This is a genomic window from Actinacidiphila sp. bgisy167, assembly GCF_965342175.1.
GTDB lineage: Bacteria > Actinomycetota > Actinomycetes > Streptomycetales > Streptomycetaceae > Actinacidiphila.
Window position 1 is genome coordinate 75,403 of the sequence record NZ_CBDRBL010000019.1, and the last position, 17,779, is coordinate 93,181.

A 17,779-nucleotide genomic window follows, 5' to 3' on the forward strand; every position below is an offset into this window, starting at 1 on the left:
ATGCGCCTCCGAGGCACCGGGCCGCCGATTGAGCCATGAATGAAGCGATAAGCGGACTGATCACCGCCTGTCACTCCACCCAGCTCGAAGGAGACGCACGATGCGTCGTATCAAGGCAGTGGCGCCGGTCGCGGCCGCCGTGCTCGCCGCGGTCCTCGCCTGCGGACCGCACGCGCAGGCCACATCCCCGGACCGCGACCCCGGCCCCCATGGCGTCGGTGAGCAGGTCATCAGACTGGACGACTCGGTGAGGGAGTTCGCCTCCGTCGACGTGGGCGCCCCGGGAACGAGCCTCGGCGACGAGGCCATCGGCTTCTCGGACTTCTTCCAGAACGGCCGCAAGGTGGGCACCGGCGGCTTCGTCTGCACCGTCATCAGCCTCCAGAACAGCCTGCGGCAGTGCGAATCCACCCTCCGGTTGGCCAAGGGCGACATCACCCTGCAGGGCTTCGCACCCTTCATCGTCAGCTTCCCGACCAGGTTCACCCTGGCGATCACCGGCGGTACCGGCACGTACCGCGACGCCCGCGGCTACATGGACGGCGTCAACATCGACGCCACGCATGCCAGGCTGACCGTCCACGTCACCAGGTGACGTCCGGGCGCAGGGTGCCCGACGGCGCCGCCCGCTCATGACGAAGGGCCAGGTCAGCATCTCTGACCTGGCCCTTCGCCCTTCGAGCGGTCAGGGCCCCTCAGGAACGCGGCCCACTGCGCCGGCCGCTGTCTGGGCCGAACAGTTCCGGTGCCGGCCAACCACCCCGCCTCAGCGGCCACGAGTACGCCATCGACGCCGTTCCGGCTGCCGTCGCCCGCTCCGCGCAAGGGCCTGTCACCGTCCTCACCTCCGACACCGAGGACCTCGGCTGGCTCTGTGGACCCGGCATCGAGGTCGTCGAAGTCCGACGCCGGCAGATCGTGGACGCTCGCGCTCGCGCGCCGCACTCGGCTCGTCCGCGGAACACAAAAAGCCCAGGTTCCCCTCAGGGAACCTGGGCCTCTCTGAGCCGCCTAAGGGAATCGAACCCTTGACCTACGCATTACGAGTGCGTCGCTCTGGCCGACTGAGCTAAGGCGGCAAGCTGCCGAGACAGCTTGGCATCGGCAGCGGGCACAAGTCTACACAGTTCTTGAGGGGCCCCTGACCAGGTGCGGCCGCGGCCGCACCGGACGCAGGGCCGAGGGCCCCTCGCCGTCAGCAGGTCGTGCCGTCAGCCGGGGGCGTGCCCTCCAGGAGGTAGCGGTTGACGGCCGAGTCGATGCAGTCGCTGCCGCGGGCGTACGCCGTGTGGCCGTCGCCGTCGTAGGTGAGCAGGACGCCGGAGTCGAGCTGGCCGGCCAGGGACTCGGCCCACTCGTACGGCGTCGCCGGGTCGCGGGTGGTGCCGACGACGAGGATGGGGTCCGCGCCGGCGGCCTCGATGCGGTGCGGCCTGCCGGTGGGCGGGACGGCCCAATAGGCGCAGATCATGCTCGACCACACGAGGTTCTTGCCGAAGTGCGGGGACTCCTCGGTGAAGGCGGCGACGGACTGCTCGGCGGCCTGCGGACCGGACAGGGCCGGCGGCAGGTCGAGGCAGTTGACGGCGGCGTTGGCGTACATGAGATTGTCGTAGTGGCCGCGGCTGTCGCGCTCGTAGTACGTGTCGGACAGCGCCAGCAGACCGCTTCCGTCGCCCTTGTTCGCCTTGGTGAGCGCGGCGCGCAGGGTCGGCCACGTCGACTCGTCGTACATCGCGGCGATCACGCCGGTGGTGGCGAGCGCCTCGGTCAGCTTGCGGGCGCTGCCGGTGCTCAGCGGCTTGGAGTCCAGTCGCTCGAAGAGGGCGTCGAGGCGGTGCCCGGCGTCCTCGGTGCTCTTGGTGCCGAGCGGACAGTCGCGGTGCGTGATGCAGTCCGCGGCGAAGGCGTCGAAGGCGATCTCGAAGCCGGAGGCCTGCCCCCGGCTCGCCTCGAGTGCGGAGATCGACGGGTCGACCGCGCCGTCGAGGACGAGCCGGCCGGCCTTGTCCGGGAAGAGCTCGGCGTAGGTGGCGCCCAGGAAGGTGCCGTAGGACTTGCCGACGTAGGTCAGCTTGCGGTCGCCGGCCAGGGCGCGGAAGACGTCCATGTCGCGGGCGGACTCCACCGTGCTGACGTGCCGCAGCAGCTTGGCGGAGCGCTGCTCGCAGCCCCCGGCGAACTCCTTGTCGGCGGCGACGAGGGCGTTGACCTCCGCGCCGTCGTCCGGGGTGACGTCGGTCGCCGTGAAGGCGTCCATCTGGCGGTCGCTGAGGCATTCGACGGGCTCGCTGCGGGCCACGCCGCGCGGGTCGATGGCGGCCATGTCGTAGCGGGAGGTGACCGCCGAGGGGTAGCCGAAGGCCGCGTACTGCAGGTAGTCGATCGCTGAGCCGCCGGGGCCGCCCGGGTTGACCAGCAGGGTGCCGAGCCGCTTGCCGGAGTCCTCGGCCCGCTTCCGGGCGACGGCGAGCTTGAGGTCCGTGGCGGCGGACGGGTGGGCGTAGTCGAGGGGGACCCGCATGGTGGCGCACTGCATGCCCGGCATGTCCTTGCATTCGCCCCAGGACAGGCGTTGCTCGTAGTACGGCCGGAGGTTGCCCAAGGCGTCCGCGGCGACGCCCGAGGGCGGCCCGCCGAGGGACCCCGCCGGGGACGATGCGGCGGCACGGTGGGTGCTGCCACCGGTCGTGCACGCGGACAGCAGCAGCCCGGCGACGGCGAGGACGGTGCCGGAGGTACGGAGCAGGCGCGGGGTGTGCATCGGAGCCTCGGTTCCCTCGTGGTGGTGGTCTGGAGCGTATCCGCAGGGCCGGTGGCGAACCGTCCTGCACAGCCCTCGTACGGGTGATTCCGGCCCGCGCCGTCAGGGACGGTAAGGGCCGTCGAGCTTCTCGGTCGCGTAGCCGGCGACGAGGGCGAACAGCCGCCGCCGAGGCGCGATGCCGTCCAGCAGCCGGACCTCGGCGGTCACGTCGCGCACCCGCCCGCGCAGGGCGACGGCCGAGCGCCGCGCGGCCTCCTGTCCGGAGGGTACGGCGAGCAGCAGCGCGGGGCGCGGCGTGCCGCGCCCCCTGGTGTCGCGGCCGTCGGGTGAGTACGGCTGCGGTCCGGACCGGTCGATCCCCGCGTAGCCGCCCGAGACGCCGATCGCCGAGACGAAGTCCCGGGGGTCCGCCAGCTGCTGCCGCACGACGCAGGCCGCGTCCTCGTCGACGCCCAGCAGCGCCCGCGCGGAGCGGCCGGGCAGGACGCGGTAGAGCCGGGCCACCGCCGCCGGGACGGGCGCGGGGCCGGCGTCGGGGTCGCAGCGGGCGGGCATCACGACGACGAAGGGGTCCGCGACACCCCGCAGCGACTGGGCGGCGAACCCGGCGAACAGATCCGGGTCGGCGGGGTCGACGTGGGCCACGACCAGGGGGAAGTAGACGCCTGCGGAGTCCGGGTAGTCGTACTGCGGTGGCAGCCAGACCCGCGTGCCGTCGGACAACTGCTGGAGCGTGCCCCCGGCGGGGTGACCAAGGGTGCGCGGCGGCACCAGCCCGGCATCGGCGGGGTCGGACGGCACCGGCCGCGGCGGCGGCGACGGGCGGGGCGGCGGGGACCCCGCGGCGGTGACCGAGTGGGGCGGGGAGGACGGCGGAGCCCCGGAGCCGGGCGGCAGGTCGGCCGCCAGGGTGATCACCACGGTGGCGGCCAGCGCGGAGCCGGCCCCGCGCAGCAGCGTGCCGACGCGCTTCACGGGCAGTTCGTACACGCGGCCCGCGCGCTGCTCCCACCAGTGCCGCAGCGCCGAGCGGGCGAGCGCCACCGCTGCGGCCCCGGCCGCAGTCAGCAGCGCGTACAGAACGACGACCTCGGCCACCTCGGGCACGTGCGGCACCACCTCGCGACGTCCCCAACGGTGCTTCGGGCACGGGCGGCACCCGCGCCGGAGGCAGGGGGGAGCGCATCCCGTGCGCTGGGATCACCCCCGCGGGGACAGCGGCCGGGGGCACCGCACAGCAGCCTGCGGTAAGGCCCGGCGCACCGGGGAGCGGCAACGCGCGGGCAGCGCAAACGATCACCCGTCCGCCGGATGATCAAGGGCGCGGCGCCACTCGCGCGCGGGCCGTCCGGCACGCCGCGCGGCCGTCCCGCGCGCCCGGGGGTCCATCGGACCTGCCGGGGGTCGGCCCACACGCTGGGGGGACTGTCCCACCCCAAGGGGCAACGCGCACGCAGGCCGCCGACCCACCCCAAGGGTCAACCGCACGCAGGCGCCGACCCACGCCAGGAGCCGTCCCGCGCGGCGCTGTGTCAGCCCGCACGCAGGCCGCCGACCCACCCCACAGGTCAACCGCACGCAGGCCGCCGACCCACGCCACGGGTCAACCGCACGCAGGCCGCCGACCCACGCCAGGAGCCGTCCCGCGCGGCGCGGTGTCAGCCCGCACGCAGGCCGCCGACCCACCCCCAAGGGTCAACCGCACGCAGGCGCCGACCCACGCCAGGAGCCGTCCCGCGCGGCGCTGTGTCAGCCCGCACGCAGGGCCAGCGTCATCGCCTCGACCGCCAGCAGCGGCGCGACGTTCCTGTCCAGGGCTTCACGGCAGGCGAGCACCGCCTCTATCCGGCGCAGGGTGTTCTCCGGCCGGGAGCCCGCCGCGATCCGCTCGACGGCGTCCCGGGCCTCGACGTTGGCGATCGCGACGGAGGTGCCGACCTGCACGGCCAGCACGTCCCGGTAGAACCCCGCGAGGTCGGTGAGGGCCAGGTCGAGGGTGTCGCGCTGGGTGCGGGTGGACCGGCGCTTCTGCCGGTCGGCGAGCTCCTTCATCACGCCCGCCGTGCCCCGCGGCATTCGGCTGCCCGCCCCCGCGGCCGCGCCCAGCGCCGCGCGCAGCTCCTCGGTCTCCTTGGCGTCCATCTCCTCCGAGACCTGCTTGGCGTCCTCCGTCGCCGCGTCCACCAGCTCCTGCGCGGCCTTGAGGCAGCCCCCGACGTCGTCCACGCGCAGCGGCAGCCGCAGCACGGCCGCGCGGCGACTGCGCGCCGCCTCGTCGGTGGCGAGCCGGCGGGCGCGGTCGATGTGGCCCTGCGTGGCGCGCGCGGCGGCCCCGGCGAGCGCGGGGTCGATGCCATCGCGCCGGACCAGCACCTCGGCGACGGCGTCCACGGGCGGGGTGCGCAGCACCAGGTGCCGGCAACGCGAGCGGATCGTCGGCAGCACGTCTTCGATGGACGGCGCGCACAGCAGCCACACCGTCCGGGGCGCGGGCTCCTCCACCGCCTTCAACAGCACATTGCCGGCACCCTCGGTGAGGCGGTCGGCGTCCTCCAGCACGATCACCTGCCAGCGGCCGGAGGCGGGCGAGAGCGTGGCGCGGCGGACGAGCTCGCGGGTGTCCTTGACGCCGATGGAGAGCAGGTCGGTGCGGACCACCTCTACGTCGGCGTGCGTACCCACCAGCGTCGTGTGGCAGCCGTCGCAGAAACCGCAGCCCGGCGCGCCGCCCAGGGCCCGGTCCGGGCTGACGCACTGCAGGGAGGCGGCGAAGGCACGGGCGGCTGTGTCACGGCCCGCCCCGGGCGGGCCCGTGAACAGCCAGGCGTGCGTCATCTTCGACGCGGACGGCAGCGTGGTGCCCGCGGCTGCCGCCGTCACAAAGGCGTCGGCGTCCCGCGCGGCGGCGGCCAACTGCTCCGTCACCCGGTCCTGGCCGATCAGGTCGTCCCATACCGCCATCGCGCCCGCCCGTCCTGTGCTGCCGTCTGCCTCTCGCGTCTCCGGCCGGCTCGCGGCCTCGAGACCCCACCATTGTCGGGCACACCACCGACACAGGGATGCGCCGCTGCGCGCCCGGCACCTGGCGCCGGCTTCGCGAGTCCTGCGCGGCCCCCTGCCTACGAGACCCGACAGCGGACGGGCCGGTGGCCGCGCCATAGGCTGCGCGGCCAGGCCCGGCAGGGCCGCGACGGCGGCAGCCGCGCCGCCCTACAGCGGCAGCCGCCGCACCCCGCCCGCCACCGCACGCTGTTCCGGCACCTCCGTGCCCGTCCAGCAGGAGCCGCGCCGGGCCAGCAGGCGGCGCAGCCAGACCTCCGTGGCGACCAGGTCGGTGAGGCCGTCGACGGGCACCGGTTCGCCGTCCGCCGCCGCGCGCAGGGCGCCCCGTACGACCCGGGCCTCGACGAGTCCGGCGTCCGCGAGCAGCGGGGCCTCGAAGAGGTCGAGCAGGTCGTCGACGGCCGACCGCAGGCCGGCGCGGACGGCGACGGCCGTGGAGGCGTGCGAGTTGGCGCCCCAGCCGGGCGGCAGCTCACGGATGCCCGCGCCCGCCAGGACCGAGCGCAGGATCGTGGCGCGGGCCCCCGGCTGGACGCGCAGCGTCTCCGGCAGCTCCCGGCACGCCCGCACCACCTGGTTGTCGAGGAAGGGCGCGTGGAGCCGCTGGCTGCGCACAGCCGCGGCCTGCTCGAAGACCCGGTGGTCGGCGGCGTGCCGGGCGAGCGCGGCGCGTGCCCGGCGCTCACCGGGACGCTCCACTGTTCTGCCCGGCCGGGCCACCGCTTCCTGCAGCCGCACCGACACCTCGGCCAGCGCCTCACCGGTCAGCCAGCGCGCCGCGGGCCCCGGCCGGCACCATGTGAGGGCGGCCAGAGACGCGGCCAGCGCGCCGCCGTGCTCCTCGAAGCGCCGGTTCATCAGCCGTGCCGCGGCGTCCTCCACGCCCTGCCGGTAGCTGGTGCGGGCCAGCCGTCGCGCCGCCCGGTACACGGTGAAGGGCACGAGGACCGAGCGCCCGGAAGGACCGTCCGCCCGTGCCAGGGCCGTGACGGGACGCAGCAGGCCGCGCCGCCGCCGGTCCAGCAGCAGATCCGCGAGCCGCGCCGGATGGGCGTCCAGCACCTGCCGTGCGCCGTGCCCCACGAAATGGTCGGCGCCGCCCGCCGCGAGGCGCCGCCGGTGCCGTTCCGCGGTGATCAGCGAGGGGCCCGGTTCGTCGGTGAGCGGCCCGCTGTCCAGGAGGTCGGCGTACGGCAGGGACTCCGGTCCGCCCGGCACGACGACATGGCGCAGGCGGGGGTCGGCGGCCATGCTGCGGGCCCGTTCCAGCTCCGCCTCGCGCGCCCGGACGGTTCCCGTGGCGAGGTCGTTGAAGGTCACCGCCAGCAGCCGCTGCCCCGCCGCGGAGCCGCGCCCGGGCATGGTGCCCGGCATCCCCGGCAGCCCGGCGGCGAGCAGGGCGAGCGTGGAGGAGGCGCTGCCCCCGGAGAGGTCGGCGCCGACGCCCGGCGCCGGGGCCTCGCCCGGTTCCGGTACGAAGCGGGGCCCGGCAAGGCGCGTCCGGACGGCGTCCACCAGAGCGTCGCGTATGCCGGCGATCGCGCGCTCCGGATCGGCGGCGGGGGCCGGAGTGCCGGCGACGGCGAGCGAGGCGGTGGGCTCGTAACCGCTGACCTCGGGCACCCCGTCGCGCATGATGAGCGCGTGCCCGGGCGGCACCCGGCGCACCCCGGCGTACGGGGTGCCCTCGCCGAGCGCCTCGGGCGAGTCGGGGCAGGCCAGCAGCGCCGCGAGATAGGTCACGTCCAGGGCGGCCTCGGTGAGGTCGGCCAGCGGCAGCGCGGCCGTTCCGTACGCCGTGCCCCGCTCCCACCGGGTGTGGAACACCGGCCGGGCGCCCGCGAGGTCGCCCAGCACCGTGATGCGGCGGCCGATCTGCAGGACGCAGGTGTAGCTCCCGGCCCAGGCCGTCAGATGGCGCAGCGCCCCGCCGCGCGCCGCGAACAGCCCGACGCGCAGGTCGGCGTCGGAGGCCGCGCAGTGGCCCAGCACGGCCAGTCGTGCCATGGAGCCGTTCTCGGCGTGGACGATCCGCACCTCGTCGCGGCGCCAGTCGCCCACCAGCCACAGCGGATCGGGGTCGTCCCACAGGAGTCGGGCGCCGACGGGATGCAGGGTGCGGTCGGCGCGTACGCCGGGAAGCTGTCCCACGGCAGCGCTGCTCCACCCCACCAACCACCGCATCGCCGCCTCCACAGGTCGTGGATTACGTGGGCCACCGTGGCCAACCGGCCCCGCGGCAGGCCGAACTGCCGCCCCGTCCGAGGAACATGCTGCCACGGAGCGGCGCACAAAGCGGCGCATGAGGGCATGCCTGAGCGCCGGACCGCGCCCCACACGCGGTCCGGTGCGGACCGGTTCGGCCCAACTCCCCACTCGAAAAGGTCATTTGGAGCGGGCAACCGGATTTCAAACGTCGCCTTCAGGTCAATGTCCGGGCAGCCCGCTTTCGCCCGATGTGCGACGTGCGGAGGTCGCGGTCCGGGAGGTGTGCCGCACCCCCCGGACCGGTCCGCCACCCGCGGGGATGGTGGTGACGGAGCCCCCTGACCCGCCGCTACCCCCCATTAGCCGCACATAGGAGCCGCGGGCCGACCCACGCCACCATGGAAGCGCCACCGCCCGAACCGGTACAGAGCGCGCGTGTGGGCGCACGGCCGCATACGCCGGTAGCACGCGCCACACGCAGGAGTCGCCAGGCCACATGCAGGGCAGGAATCTCGCCATCCGGGACAACAACTCTTAACGGACGGGATACGGCGAACTACGCTGGGTGCACCCGAGAAGCGCTGTCCCGGCAGCTCGGGGTCCGGCGCATGCCCGATGGCGGGCAGCGGCGGCCCCGACACCCCTCCCCGAGAGGCGCCGGGTCAGCCGTTGTTGTGCGTCGAGAGGGTGTGACAGGCGTGGCAGGCGAACGCGGCCCTCGCGCTTACGGCGAGAGGTGGTAGTGGTCGTGACCAAAGAACCCCGAGGACCCAACGAGAAACTCGGCACCCTCCTCGCCCTGGCCGGCATCAGCAACGCGGGACTCGCCCGCAGGGTCAACGACCTCGGCGCCCAGCGCGGTCTGACCCTGCGGTACGACAAGACCTCCGTCGCCCGCTGGGTCACCAAGGGCATGGTGCCTCAGGGCGCCGCCCCGCACCTGATAGCGGCGGCGATCGGCAGCAAGCTGGGCCGTCCCGTGCCCCTGCACGAGATCGGCCTCGCCGACGCCGACCCCGCGCCCGAGGTGGGCCTCGCCTTCCCGCGCGACGTCGGGGAGGCCGTCAAGTCCGCCACCGATCTGTGGAAGCTCGACCCCGGCCGACGCGGCCCGGGCGGCGGCGGCATCTGGCAGAGCCTCGCCGGCTCCTTCGCGGTCAGCGCGTACGTCACGCCCGCCTCCCGCTGGCTGATAACCCCGGCCGACGCCCGCGTCGCCCGCGAGGACCCGGCACCGGGCACGCACCACGTCGGCCACTCCGACGTCGCCAAGCTCCGCGAGGCAGCGGAGGACGCCAGGCGCTGGGACTCCAAGTACGGCGGCGGCGACTGGCGTTCCGGCATGGTCCCCGAGTGCCTGCGGGTCGAGGCGGCGCCGCTTCTGCTCGGCTCGTACAGCGACGAGGTCGGCCGCTCCCTCTTCGGGGCCACCGCCGAACTCACCCGGCTCGCCGGGTGGATGGCCTTCGACACCGGTCAGCAGGAGGCCGCCCAGCGGTACTACATCCAGGCGCTGCGGCTCGCCCGCGCCGCGGCCGACGTCCCCCTCGGCGGCTACGTGCTGGCGTCGATGTCCCTCCAGGCCACATACCGCGGCTTCGCCGACGAAGGCGTGGATCTGGCCCAGGCCGCGCTGGAACGCAACCGCGGTCTCGCCACGGCCCGCACGATGTCCTTCTTCCACCTCGTCGAGGCGCGCGCCCACGCCAAGGCCGACGAGAGCGCCGCCTGTGCCACGGCGCTGGCGGCCGCCGAGTCCTGGCTCGACCGCGCCCGCGACGGCGACGCCGACCCTCCCTGGCTCGGCTTCTACTCCTACGACCGCCTCGCCGCGGACGCCGCCGAGTGCTACCGCGACCTGCGCGTGCCCGGGCAGGTGCGCCGCTTCACGGAGACGGCACTCGCACAGCCCACGGAGGAGTTCGTGCGCTCGCACGGCCTGCGGCTCGTCGTCTCGGCGGTCGCGGAGCTCGAGTCCGGCAACCTGGACGCGGCCTGCGCGGCCGGGGCCAAGGCGGTGGAGGTCGCCGGGCGGATCTCGTCGGCCCGGACGACGGAGTACGTGCGCGACCTCCTGCAGCGGTTGGAGCCGTACGGGAACGAGCCGCGCGTCGCGGAGCTGCGCGAGCGCGCCCGTCCGCTGCTGGCCGCCCCCGCGTAGCCGCCCGCCGGGGCCGCGAGGGGTGCTCTCGGCGCCCCTCGCGGCCCGTGCGGCGCAGCCGGAGGCGGTGATGGGGGCAGTACTTCGGCGGGCTGCGGACGGGGGCGGAGTGCTGTCGCGGCGGTTGCGATTCGGCTCTCCCGCCGTCTCGCGCCCTTCAGGCGCACAGAGGCGGACTGCGGAGAGGGCGGGCTGGGGCGGCCCTCCTCGGCAGTGTGCGGGCCCGGGTGGCCGGCCGAGGTCCAGGCGCCGGAGCGGGGTCGGCGCCTGAACCCACGCCACCCACCCGCCCGCGCAGCGGAGCCTCAAGCAGGCACCCTCCCCGTCCGCAGCCCGCATCTGCGCGCCCCGGCGCGAGACGGCGCGAGACGGCGCGACAGCCGACGTACCGCCCCCACCGGCGCCGGCGCAGGTTTGCCGCGGGCTGTTGCGGGCCAAGCCTTACGCGGGAGGTGACCGCGCGCATGGACACCGCGGACGTCGTCGTCATCGGCGCCGGCATCGTCGGCCTGGCGACCGCCTACGCGATCACCCGCACCTCCCCCGGCACGTCCGTCCTCGTCCTGGACAAGGAGGACGGCCCCGCACGCCACCAGACCGGCCACAACAGCGGCGTGATCCACAGCGGCGTCTACTACCGCCCCGGCTCCCTCAAGGCGCGGTACGCGACACAAGGCGCCGCCGAGATGGTGAAGTTCTGCGCCGGCAACGACATCCCGCACCATGTGACGGGCAAGCTGATCGTCGCCACGGAAAAGGACGAGCTGCCCCGGCTGCACGCCCTCGTCCAGCGCGGGCGGCAGAACGACATCCCGGTGCGGGAACTGGGCCCCGCCCAGATCGCCGAGCGGGAGCCCCACGTACGCGGCCTGGCGGCGATCCACGTCGGCACGACGGGGGTCTGCGACTTCACCGCCGTCGCCGCGGCCATGGCCCGTCTCGCCACCGAAGGCGGCCGCGGCGAGGCCCGCGTCTCATACGGCACGGAGGTCCGGGCGCTCCACCGCGACGGGCGGACCGTGATCGTCGAGCCCCGCGGCGGCCCCCCGGTCCGGGCCAGGGCGCTGGTGAACTGCGCGGGCCTGCACTGCGACCGCGTCGCCCGCATGGCCGGAGCCACGGACGAGGACATCGCAGGCGTGCGCATCCTGCCCTTCCGCGGCGAGTACTACGAGCTGCGCCCGGCCCGCGCCGGCCTCGTGCGCGGCCTGGTCTACCCCGTCCCGGACCCCGCGTTCCCCTTCCTCGGGGTGCACCTGACCCGGGGCGTCGACGGCTCGGTGCACGTCGGCCCCAACGCCGTCCCGGCGCTCGCCCGCGAGGGCTACCGGCGGCGCACCGTGCGCCCGCGCGACCTCCTCGAGACGGCCGCGTTCCCCGGCACGTGGCGGATCGCCCGCCGCCACTGGCGCTACGAGGTCGGCGAGGTCGGCCGCTCGGTGTCGAAGCGTGCCTTCGTCGCGTCCGTACGGCGACTGCTGCCCGAGGTGAACGCCGACGACCTCGTGCCCGCGGAGGCCGGGGTACGGGCGCAGGCCGTGCTGCGCGACGGGACGCTCGTCGACGACTTCCTCATCGCGGGCGACGGCCCCTTCATCCACGTGCTCAACGCCCCCTCTCCCGCCGCGACGGCCTCCCTGCCGATCGGCCGGGAGATCGCCCGCCGGGCGCTGGCGGTTCTGGAACGCGCCTGACCGGCACCTATGCGTCGGCGTACGTCCCCAGCACACACGGCAGCACGGCAGGACACGTACGCGACCGGCACGTACGTAAAATCGACGCATCATGTCGAAGTCCCGCACCCCCCACTTCCCGGGCGGCCCCGCCTCCCACCCGCACCCGAACGCGCACACCGAGCAGCGCATCCGCACCTTCCACCCCCGCCGCGGCCGGGTCACCCACGGCCAGCGGGCGGCGCTGGAGCGGCGCTGGGCGGACTGGGGCGTCGACATCGACGGCACGCCGCTCGATTTGGACAAGCTCTTCGCCGACGCCGACCTCGGCCCGGACCGCCCCGTCGTCCTGGAGATCGGCTTCGGCATGGGCGACGCCACCGCCGCGATGGCCGCCGCCGACCCCCGCACAGGCATCCTCGCCGCGGACGTGCACACCCCCGGCCAGGGCAACCTCGTCCACCTCGCCGAGCGCGAGGGCCTGCGCAACGTCCGGGTCGCCAACGGCGACGCCGTCGTCCTGCTGCGTGACATGCTCGCCCCCGGCTCGCTGGCCGGCCTGCGGGTCTACTTCCCCGACCCGTGGCCCAAGGCCCGCCACCACAAGCGCCGCATGATCCAGCCGGAGTTCGTGGCGCTCGCCGTGTCGCGGCTGCGCCCCGGCGCGACCGTGCACTGCGCGACCGACTGGGAGCCGTATGCCGAGCAGATGCTCGAGGTGCTGACGGCCGAGCCCGGCCTGGTGAACACCTACGCCACGGCCACCGGCTACGCCGAGCCGCGCCCGTCGTTCCGCCCGATGACGAAGTTCGAGCGCCAGGGCCTCGCCAAGGGGCACGTCGTCCACGACCTGGTCTTCGAACGCCGGTGACCGTCCGGTGGTGCGGAATCACCGTCACACCGTCGCGCCACGAGGTCGCCGCCCCGTAAGGTCAGCGAGTGTCCTCGTACCCGCAAGCGCCCGACTCGCCCCTCCCAGGGCCGGCGGACCGACCCGTCGCACCCGAGTCCCCGGAACGCCTGCAGCAACCCCAGTTCGCTCTGCCCGCGCCCGCGCAGTGGCACTACAAGCCGCGACGGCGCTTCTGGGCGAACCGGACGTTCTGGCTGGTGGCGCTCTTCTCCGTGCTCGCGCTATGCGGAGTGATCATCCTTGCGCTGGTGCGCCGGCAGACCGGCACGGAGGGCCTGCTGGTCGGTCTGATCCTCGCCGTCCTGCCGGTCCCGATCCTCGGCGGTGCCTTCCTGTGGCTGGACCGGGTGGAGCCGACACCCCTGCGTGACGCTCTCTTCGCCTTCGTCTGGGGTGCGTGCGCCGCCACGCTGGTCGCCCTCCTCGCCAACACATATGCGACCGAACTGCTCGCGACGGCCTTCACCGCCACCGACTCGCAGAGCAACGTCTGGGGGGCGACCTTCGTGGCCCCTGTCGTGGAGGAGAGCACCAAGGGCGCCGCCATCCTGCTGCTCTTCCTCTTCCGCCGCCGCGACTTCACCGGGATCGTCGACGGGGTCGTCATAGCCGGACTCACCGCCACCGGCTTCGCGTTCACCGAGAACATCCTCTACCTGGGCTCCGGCTTCGCCGAGGACCAGGCGTACGGCCCTCACGGCGGCCTGGGCACGACCGCGGCGATGTTCGTCGTCCGGATCGTGATGACCCCCTTCGCGCACCCGCTGTTCACCTCGCTCACCGGCATCGGCTTCGCCATCGCCGCCACCTCCCGCCCCGGCCAGGCCCGCCGCTGGCTGGCGCCGGTGGGCGGCTGGCTGCTCGCGATGGTCCTGCACGGCACCTGGAACGGCTCCGCCTCGTTCAGCCCGCTCGGCTTCCTCGCCGTCTACGCGACGGTGATGGTCCCGCTCCTCGGCCTGCTGGTCTGGCTCGCGATCTGGTCCCGCTCGAACGAGCTCAAGACGATCCGCGCCCAGCTGCCCCAGTACGCCATGGCCGGCTGGCTCAGCCCGCCCGAGCCCACCGCCATCGGCTCCATGAGGGGCCGCGGGCTCGCCCGCTCCGCCGCCCGCGCCGCGCAGGGCAAGGCGGCCGCCCGCGCCGTCCGCGAGTACGTGTCCTTCGCGACCTCGCTCGCCTTTCTGCGAGCCCGCGCGAACCGCGGGGCGGCCGGCGCCGACTTCCAGGTCCGGGAGCAGGAGCTACTGCACCACCTGTGGGAGCGCAAGGCCGTCGCCCAGCCCGCGCTCGTGCATGCCGCCCACGCCATCCGGCCCGTTTTCCCGCCGGTCTACTCCTGGGTGACGCCCTCGCCGTACGGGCAGCCCTGGCCGCTCGCGCATGCATGGCCGGCACCTCAGGCGTGGCCGCGTCAGCAGACGTGGCCGCAGCAGGCGTGGCCGCACTCGCCGGGCCGGCCGCAGCGGCAGGCGTGGCCGCAGCAGCCCGCGCAGCCGGGGGCGCAGGGGGCCTATCCACAGGGCTGGGGACCGGGCCTTCCCCAGGTGCCGCCGCAGCAGGGATGGGGCGGGCAGGCAGCCGTCCCGGACGAGGACCCCTCGGGCGACGCACAGCCCCGCTGATTTCGGTCGCCGGAGCCCATGGCCCGCGACGCCGTCCGCGTACCACCCGGACGGGCGAGCGCGTACGACCAGCGGGGTGATCACCGCCCGCGCCCAGCGACCGACCGGACGTCCCCACGGTTGTCGGGATGTGCTGACCACCGAGCCCACCGGGTTGCGGCCCACCACGGACCAGGCCGCCGCCGTCGCCGCCACCGGCCGCAGCGGCGGAGAGCAGTCCGCCCTCGAGAGCCCGGCCACCCGTGCGCTCGCCGCGTCCCTCGGGGACGCCGGAAGCGTGCGGGTGCTGCGCGACGACCGCTCCTGCTGCTAGGAGATCCGCCGTGACCCGCGTTCCGAGCCGTGCCGGAGCACTCCGCACCCGCTACCGCGCCTGGCGCCGCGGCCGTCCCTTCTGGGCAGGAACGTGGACCCTGCTCGCCGGAGCGGAGATCCTCTTCATCCCGCTCGCACAGCCCTCGCTCATGATCCAAGGGGGCATCGCCGGTGTCTCCGGCCTCCTCATGGGCGTCTTCCTGCTCGTCCTCGGCCTCACCCTGTGGCTCGCCCCGCGCCACCGGGCCGTCATCGGCGTCGCCGCCCTGCTCTGCTCCGTCGCCTCCCTGGTGCTGTCCAACTTCGGCGGCTTCCTCATCGGCTTCCTGATGGGCGTCGCCGGCGGGGCCATGGCGGTCGACTGGATGCCGGACGAGGACGACGACGGCGGTCACGGACGGCGCTCCAGGCCCGTTCCCGACTGGGGCGGCGGGCACGGCACCACGGGCCCCGACGTACCGAACGACACCGCACCCGCTCCCGCGGGCGACTCCGAGCCGACGCCGCCCACGGCCTCGTGACGGAGGTCGGCGGCGTCAGTCCGCTGACTGGCACACGACGGCGCTGGCCAGCAGCACAGCGGTCAGAGCGGTGACGACGAGGGCCCTACGGAAGACTTCTGACATGGCACACCTCAGTGCAACGACGGTTGGCTTCGAGCGCTCCATAACTTACCGTCATCCCACACGCACGTGGAGTAACCGTCGACCCGCGGCCGCACTTCGGGGTTACGAAGTCCTCTGGCCCCGCACCTGAAGCCCGGCGAGCAGCTCACGCGTGGCCGCCGCCACGGCGTCCACGGCCTCGTCGAACGCCTCCCGGTTGTGCGCCGCAGGCGCCCGGAAGCCGGAGATCTTCCGCACGTACTGCAAAGCTGCGGCCCTGATGTCCTCGTCGCCGACCTCGGGCGTCATGGGCGGGCGCAGAGTCTTGATGCTTCGGCACATGCCACCAGTGTGCCCGCGCCCACTGTCAGGCCCACCCGGCACACGGCCGCCGGCCACACCACCAACCGCCTCCCGACCGGGGCGCGGGCATCGCCCTCCACCGTCAGCCCCAGGCACCGGCTTCCCCGCATAACTGCGCCACCGGACGCCGCAGCCTTCGTGCTGGCCGCCACCACCCCGTCCCGGCAAGCCAAACCCCCGCGCCCGCGACCCGCACCACGCGCTCCCACGCGCGCCCGGCCTCTGCCTCGACCGGACGCTCCGCCGACGCTGCGCCGACGCTGCGCACCGGACGCCGCACATGTCGGTGGCTGCTGCTAAAACTGGCTCACGCCGATTCGCCTCAGGGGGGGGCCTACGTGACGAATCCGAAGCACACCCTCGATCCCGTTCCAGGGCTGTACGAGTCACTCATCACCGACAGTCTCGAGGAGCGCATCAAAGAGCTCGGGACCGATGGATGGAGCGCCGTCGATGAGGTCGTCAGCACCGAGTCTGCTCCTCACGTGCTGTCCCGCCATATCGCGGGCAGCGTTGAGCGCGTTCTCGCGGGACTGACACCGTCCGAACAGGTTGTCGCCGCCAACCTCATCCTCGAGTCCATGAGCTCGATCAAAGGTGCCCAGCACGCGACGGATCTCGTCTCTGACGGCCCGCGGCAGTTGCTGGCGCTAGCCCAACAAGATGCAGAGGGCGTGTACGCGATCCGCCCCGCGACACCCCTGTCCGAAACCGCGCTGATCACGAACTCCCCCGAGGACCCCAGCCTCGGCTACGAACTCCGTGCCGAACTGGCTACTGCGGACAGAGTCGATCTGCTCTGCGCCTTCGTCAAATGGCACGGGTTGCGTGTCTTGGAGCAGTCCCTCCGTGCAGCGAACGAGCGCGGTGTGCCCATCCGCGTCATTACCACGACATACGTCGGCGCCACCGAACGCCGTGCCCTGGATCGTCTCGTTCGGGAGTTCGGCGCCGAGGTCAAGGTCAATTACGAGCTGCGCTCCACGAGGCTGCACGCCAAGGCATGGCTCTTCCGACGCAAAACCGGTTATGACACGGCTTACGTGGGCAGTTCCAATCTCTCCAAAGCTGCTCTCTTGGACGGACTGGAGTGGAACGTACGGCTGTCGTCGGTAGCCACGCCCAGCGTTCTGCGGAAGTTCGAGGCAACCTTCGACGCCTACTGGAGCGAGCCGGCGTTCGAGTCGTACGACCCCGACCGGGACGCCCGTCGGCTCGACGAGGCACTCATCACAGCAGGCGGCGGAAGTGCGCCCGGCAGCGGCCAAAGGCTCAGTCTCTCGGGGCTTGAGGTTCGCCCCTACCCGCACCAGCGCGACATGCTGGAGCGACTCGAAGTGGAGCGGGAGGTCCACGATCGGCATCGGAACCTCCTCGTGGCAGCCACGGGCACGGGCAAGACCGTCATGGCAGCCCTCGACTACAAACACCTACGGAGCAAGAACGGTCGCGACCTGAAGCTGCTCTTCGTCGCTCACCGCAAAGAGATACTCGAGCAGTCCCTGCGCACCTACCAGGATGTACTCGTCGACGCGAACTTCGGAGAGCTCCTCGTAGGTGGAGAGATCCCGAACGATTGGACGCACGTATTCGCGAGCGTCCAGTCCCTGAACGCCAAGGCCCTGGACCGCTTCGCACCCGACCACTTCGACGTCGTCGTGATCGACGAGTTCCACCACGGCGTCTCCCCCACCTACCGGAAGATCATCGACCACTTCGCTCCGCAAGAGCTGCTGGGCCTCACGGCAACCCCAGAGCGCATGGACGGCCAAAACATCCAGGACGAGTTCTTCGACGGTCGCATCGCGGCCGAGATGCGGCTGTGGGAGGCCCTTGAGAACGACCTGCTGACCCCCTTCCACTACTTCGGCATCACCGACAACGCCGACATGAGCGCCATCGCGTGGAAGGCGGGCGCCTACGACAGGACCGGGCTGGACAACCTCTTCACCGGCAACGACGCTCGCGCCCGCCTCGTCGTCCAAGCCGTCCATGACAAGGTCACCGACCCCGGCTCCATGAGGGCCCTATTGATCCGAAACGGTTTGGGTTCTGGGTCGTTGGTGATGTGTGAGCGATCTGGTGG

Annotated in this window: 13 protein-coding genes and 1 tRNA gene; 8 read left to right on the forward strand and 6 right to left on the reverse strand. The window is 73.4% G+C overall.

The features are described 5' to 3' along the window. Positions 1-100: 100 nt before the first annotated feature. Positions 101-595, forward strand: a complete 495-nt coding sequence (locus tag ACRWND_RS10555) for an allene oxide cyclase barrel-like domain-containing protein (protein ID WP_431948376.1) — start codon at positions 101-103, stop codon at positions 593-595. 410 nt (positions 596-1,005) lie between these two features. Here ACRWND_RS10555 and ACRWND_RS10560 read toward each other — a convergent pair. The 5 genes from ACRWND_RS10560 to ACRWND_RS10580 form a co-directional block, all read right to left on the reverse strand. Further along, positions 1,006-1,079, reverse strand: a tRNA-Thr gene (locus tag ACRWND_RS10560). Positions 1,080-1,195: 116 nt separating this feature from the next. Then, positions 1,196-2,764: an alpha/beta hydrolase gene (locus ACRWND_RS10565; protein WP_431948378.1), complete on the reverse strand. Its 1,569-nt coding sequence runs from the start codon at positions 2,762-2,764 to the stop codon at positions 1,196-1,198. Positions 2,765-2,866: 102 nt separating this feature from the next. Then, entirely contained in the window at positions 2,867-3,874 is a 1,008-nt protein-coding gene (locus ACRWND_RS10570) for a hypothetical protein (protein WP_431948380.1), read from the reverse strand. 642 nt (positions 3,875-4,516) lie between these two features. Continuing rightward, the gene (locus tag ACRWND_RS10575; protein WP_431948382.1) at positions 4,517-5,728 is read right to left on the reverse strand and encodes a DNA polymerase III subunit delta'; all 1,212 of its coding nucleotides are present in this window, start codon (positions 5,726-5,728) and stop codon (positions 4,517-4,519) included. A 249-nt stretch (positions 5,729-5,977) separates the two neighbouring features. Next, positions 5,978-8,014 carry an asparagine synthase-related protein gene (locus ACRWND_RS10580; protein WP_431948384.1) on the reverse strand — a complete coding sequence of 679 codons (2,037 nt, stop codon included), beginning with the start codon at positions 8,012-8,014 and terminating at the stop codon, positions 5,978-5,980. 772 nt (positions 8,015-8,786) lie between these two features. Here ACRWND_RS10580 and ACRWND_RS10585 point away from each other — a divergent pair. From ACRWND_RS10585 to ACRWND_RS10610, 6 genes are all read left to right on the forward strand, one after another. Then, positions 8,787-10,199: an MFS transporter gene (locus tag ACRWND_RS10585; RefSeq protein WP_431948386.1), complete on the forward strand. Its 1,413-nt coding sequence runs from the start codon at positions 8,787-8,789 to the stop codon at positions 10,197-10,199. A gap of 464 nt (positions 10,200-10,663) precedes the next feature. Further along, positions 10,664-11,893: an L-2-hydroxyglutarate oxidase gene (gene lhgO / locus ACRWND_RS10590; protein ID WP_431948388.1), complete on the forward strand. Its 1,230-nt coding sequence runs from the start codon at positions 10,664-10,666 to the stop codon at positions 11,891-11,893. A 91-nt stretch (positions 11,894-11,984) separates the two neighbouring features. After that, the gene (trmB, locus tag ACRWND_RS10595; protein ID WP_431948390.1) at positions 11,985-12,743 is read left to right on the forward strand and encodes a tRNA (guanosine(46)-N7)-methyltransferase TrmB; all 759 of its coding nucleotides are present in this window, start codon (positions 11,985-11,987) and stop codon (positions 12,741-12,743) included. A 68-nt stretch (positions 12,744-12,811) separates the two neighbouring features. Further along, on the forward strand, positions 12,812-14,410 hold the full coding sequence (locus ACRWND_RS10600; RefSeq protein ID WP_431948392.1) for a PrsW family glutamic-type intramembrane protease: 1,599 nt from the start codon (positions 12,812-12,814) through the stop codon (positions 14,408-14,410). Between the two features lie 130 nt (positions 14,411-14,540). Next, a complete protein-coding gene (locus ACRWND_RS10605) occupies positions 14,541-14,723 on the forward strand; it encodes a hypothetical protein (protein WP_431948394.1) in 183 nt (60 codons plus the stop codon). A gap of 10 nt (positions 14,724-14,733) precedes the next feature. Next, positions 14,734-15,246 (forward strand): DUF6114 domain-containing protein, encoded by a 513-nt coding sequence (locus tag ACRWND_RS10610; RefSeq protein ID WP_431948396.1) that lies wholly within the window; start codon positions 14,734-14,736, stop codon positions 15,244-15,246. A 207-nt stretch (positions 15,247-15,453) separates the two neighbouring features. Here ACRWND_RS10610 and ACRWND_RS10615 read toward each other — a convergent pair whose 3' ends face one another. Beyond that, positions 15,454-15,672 carry a DUF2277 domain-containing protein gene (locus ACRWND_RS10615; protein ID WP_431948398.1) on the reverse strand — a complete coding sequence of 73 codons (219 nt, stop codon included), beginning with the start codon at positions 15,670-15,672 and terminating at the stop codon, positions 15,454-15,456. 359 nt (positions 15,673-16,031) lie between these two features. On the opposite strand from ACRWND_RS10615, the gene ACRWND_RS10620 reads away from it, so the two are divergent. Further along, the coding region (locus ACRWND_RS10620; protein ID WP_431948400.1) for a DEAD/DEAH box helicase family protein at positions 16,032-17,779 on the forward strand (1,748 nt) is incomplete at its 3' end.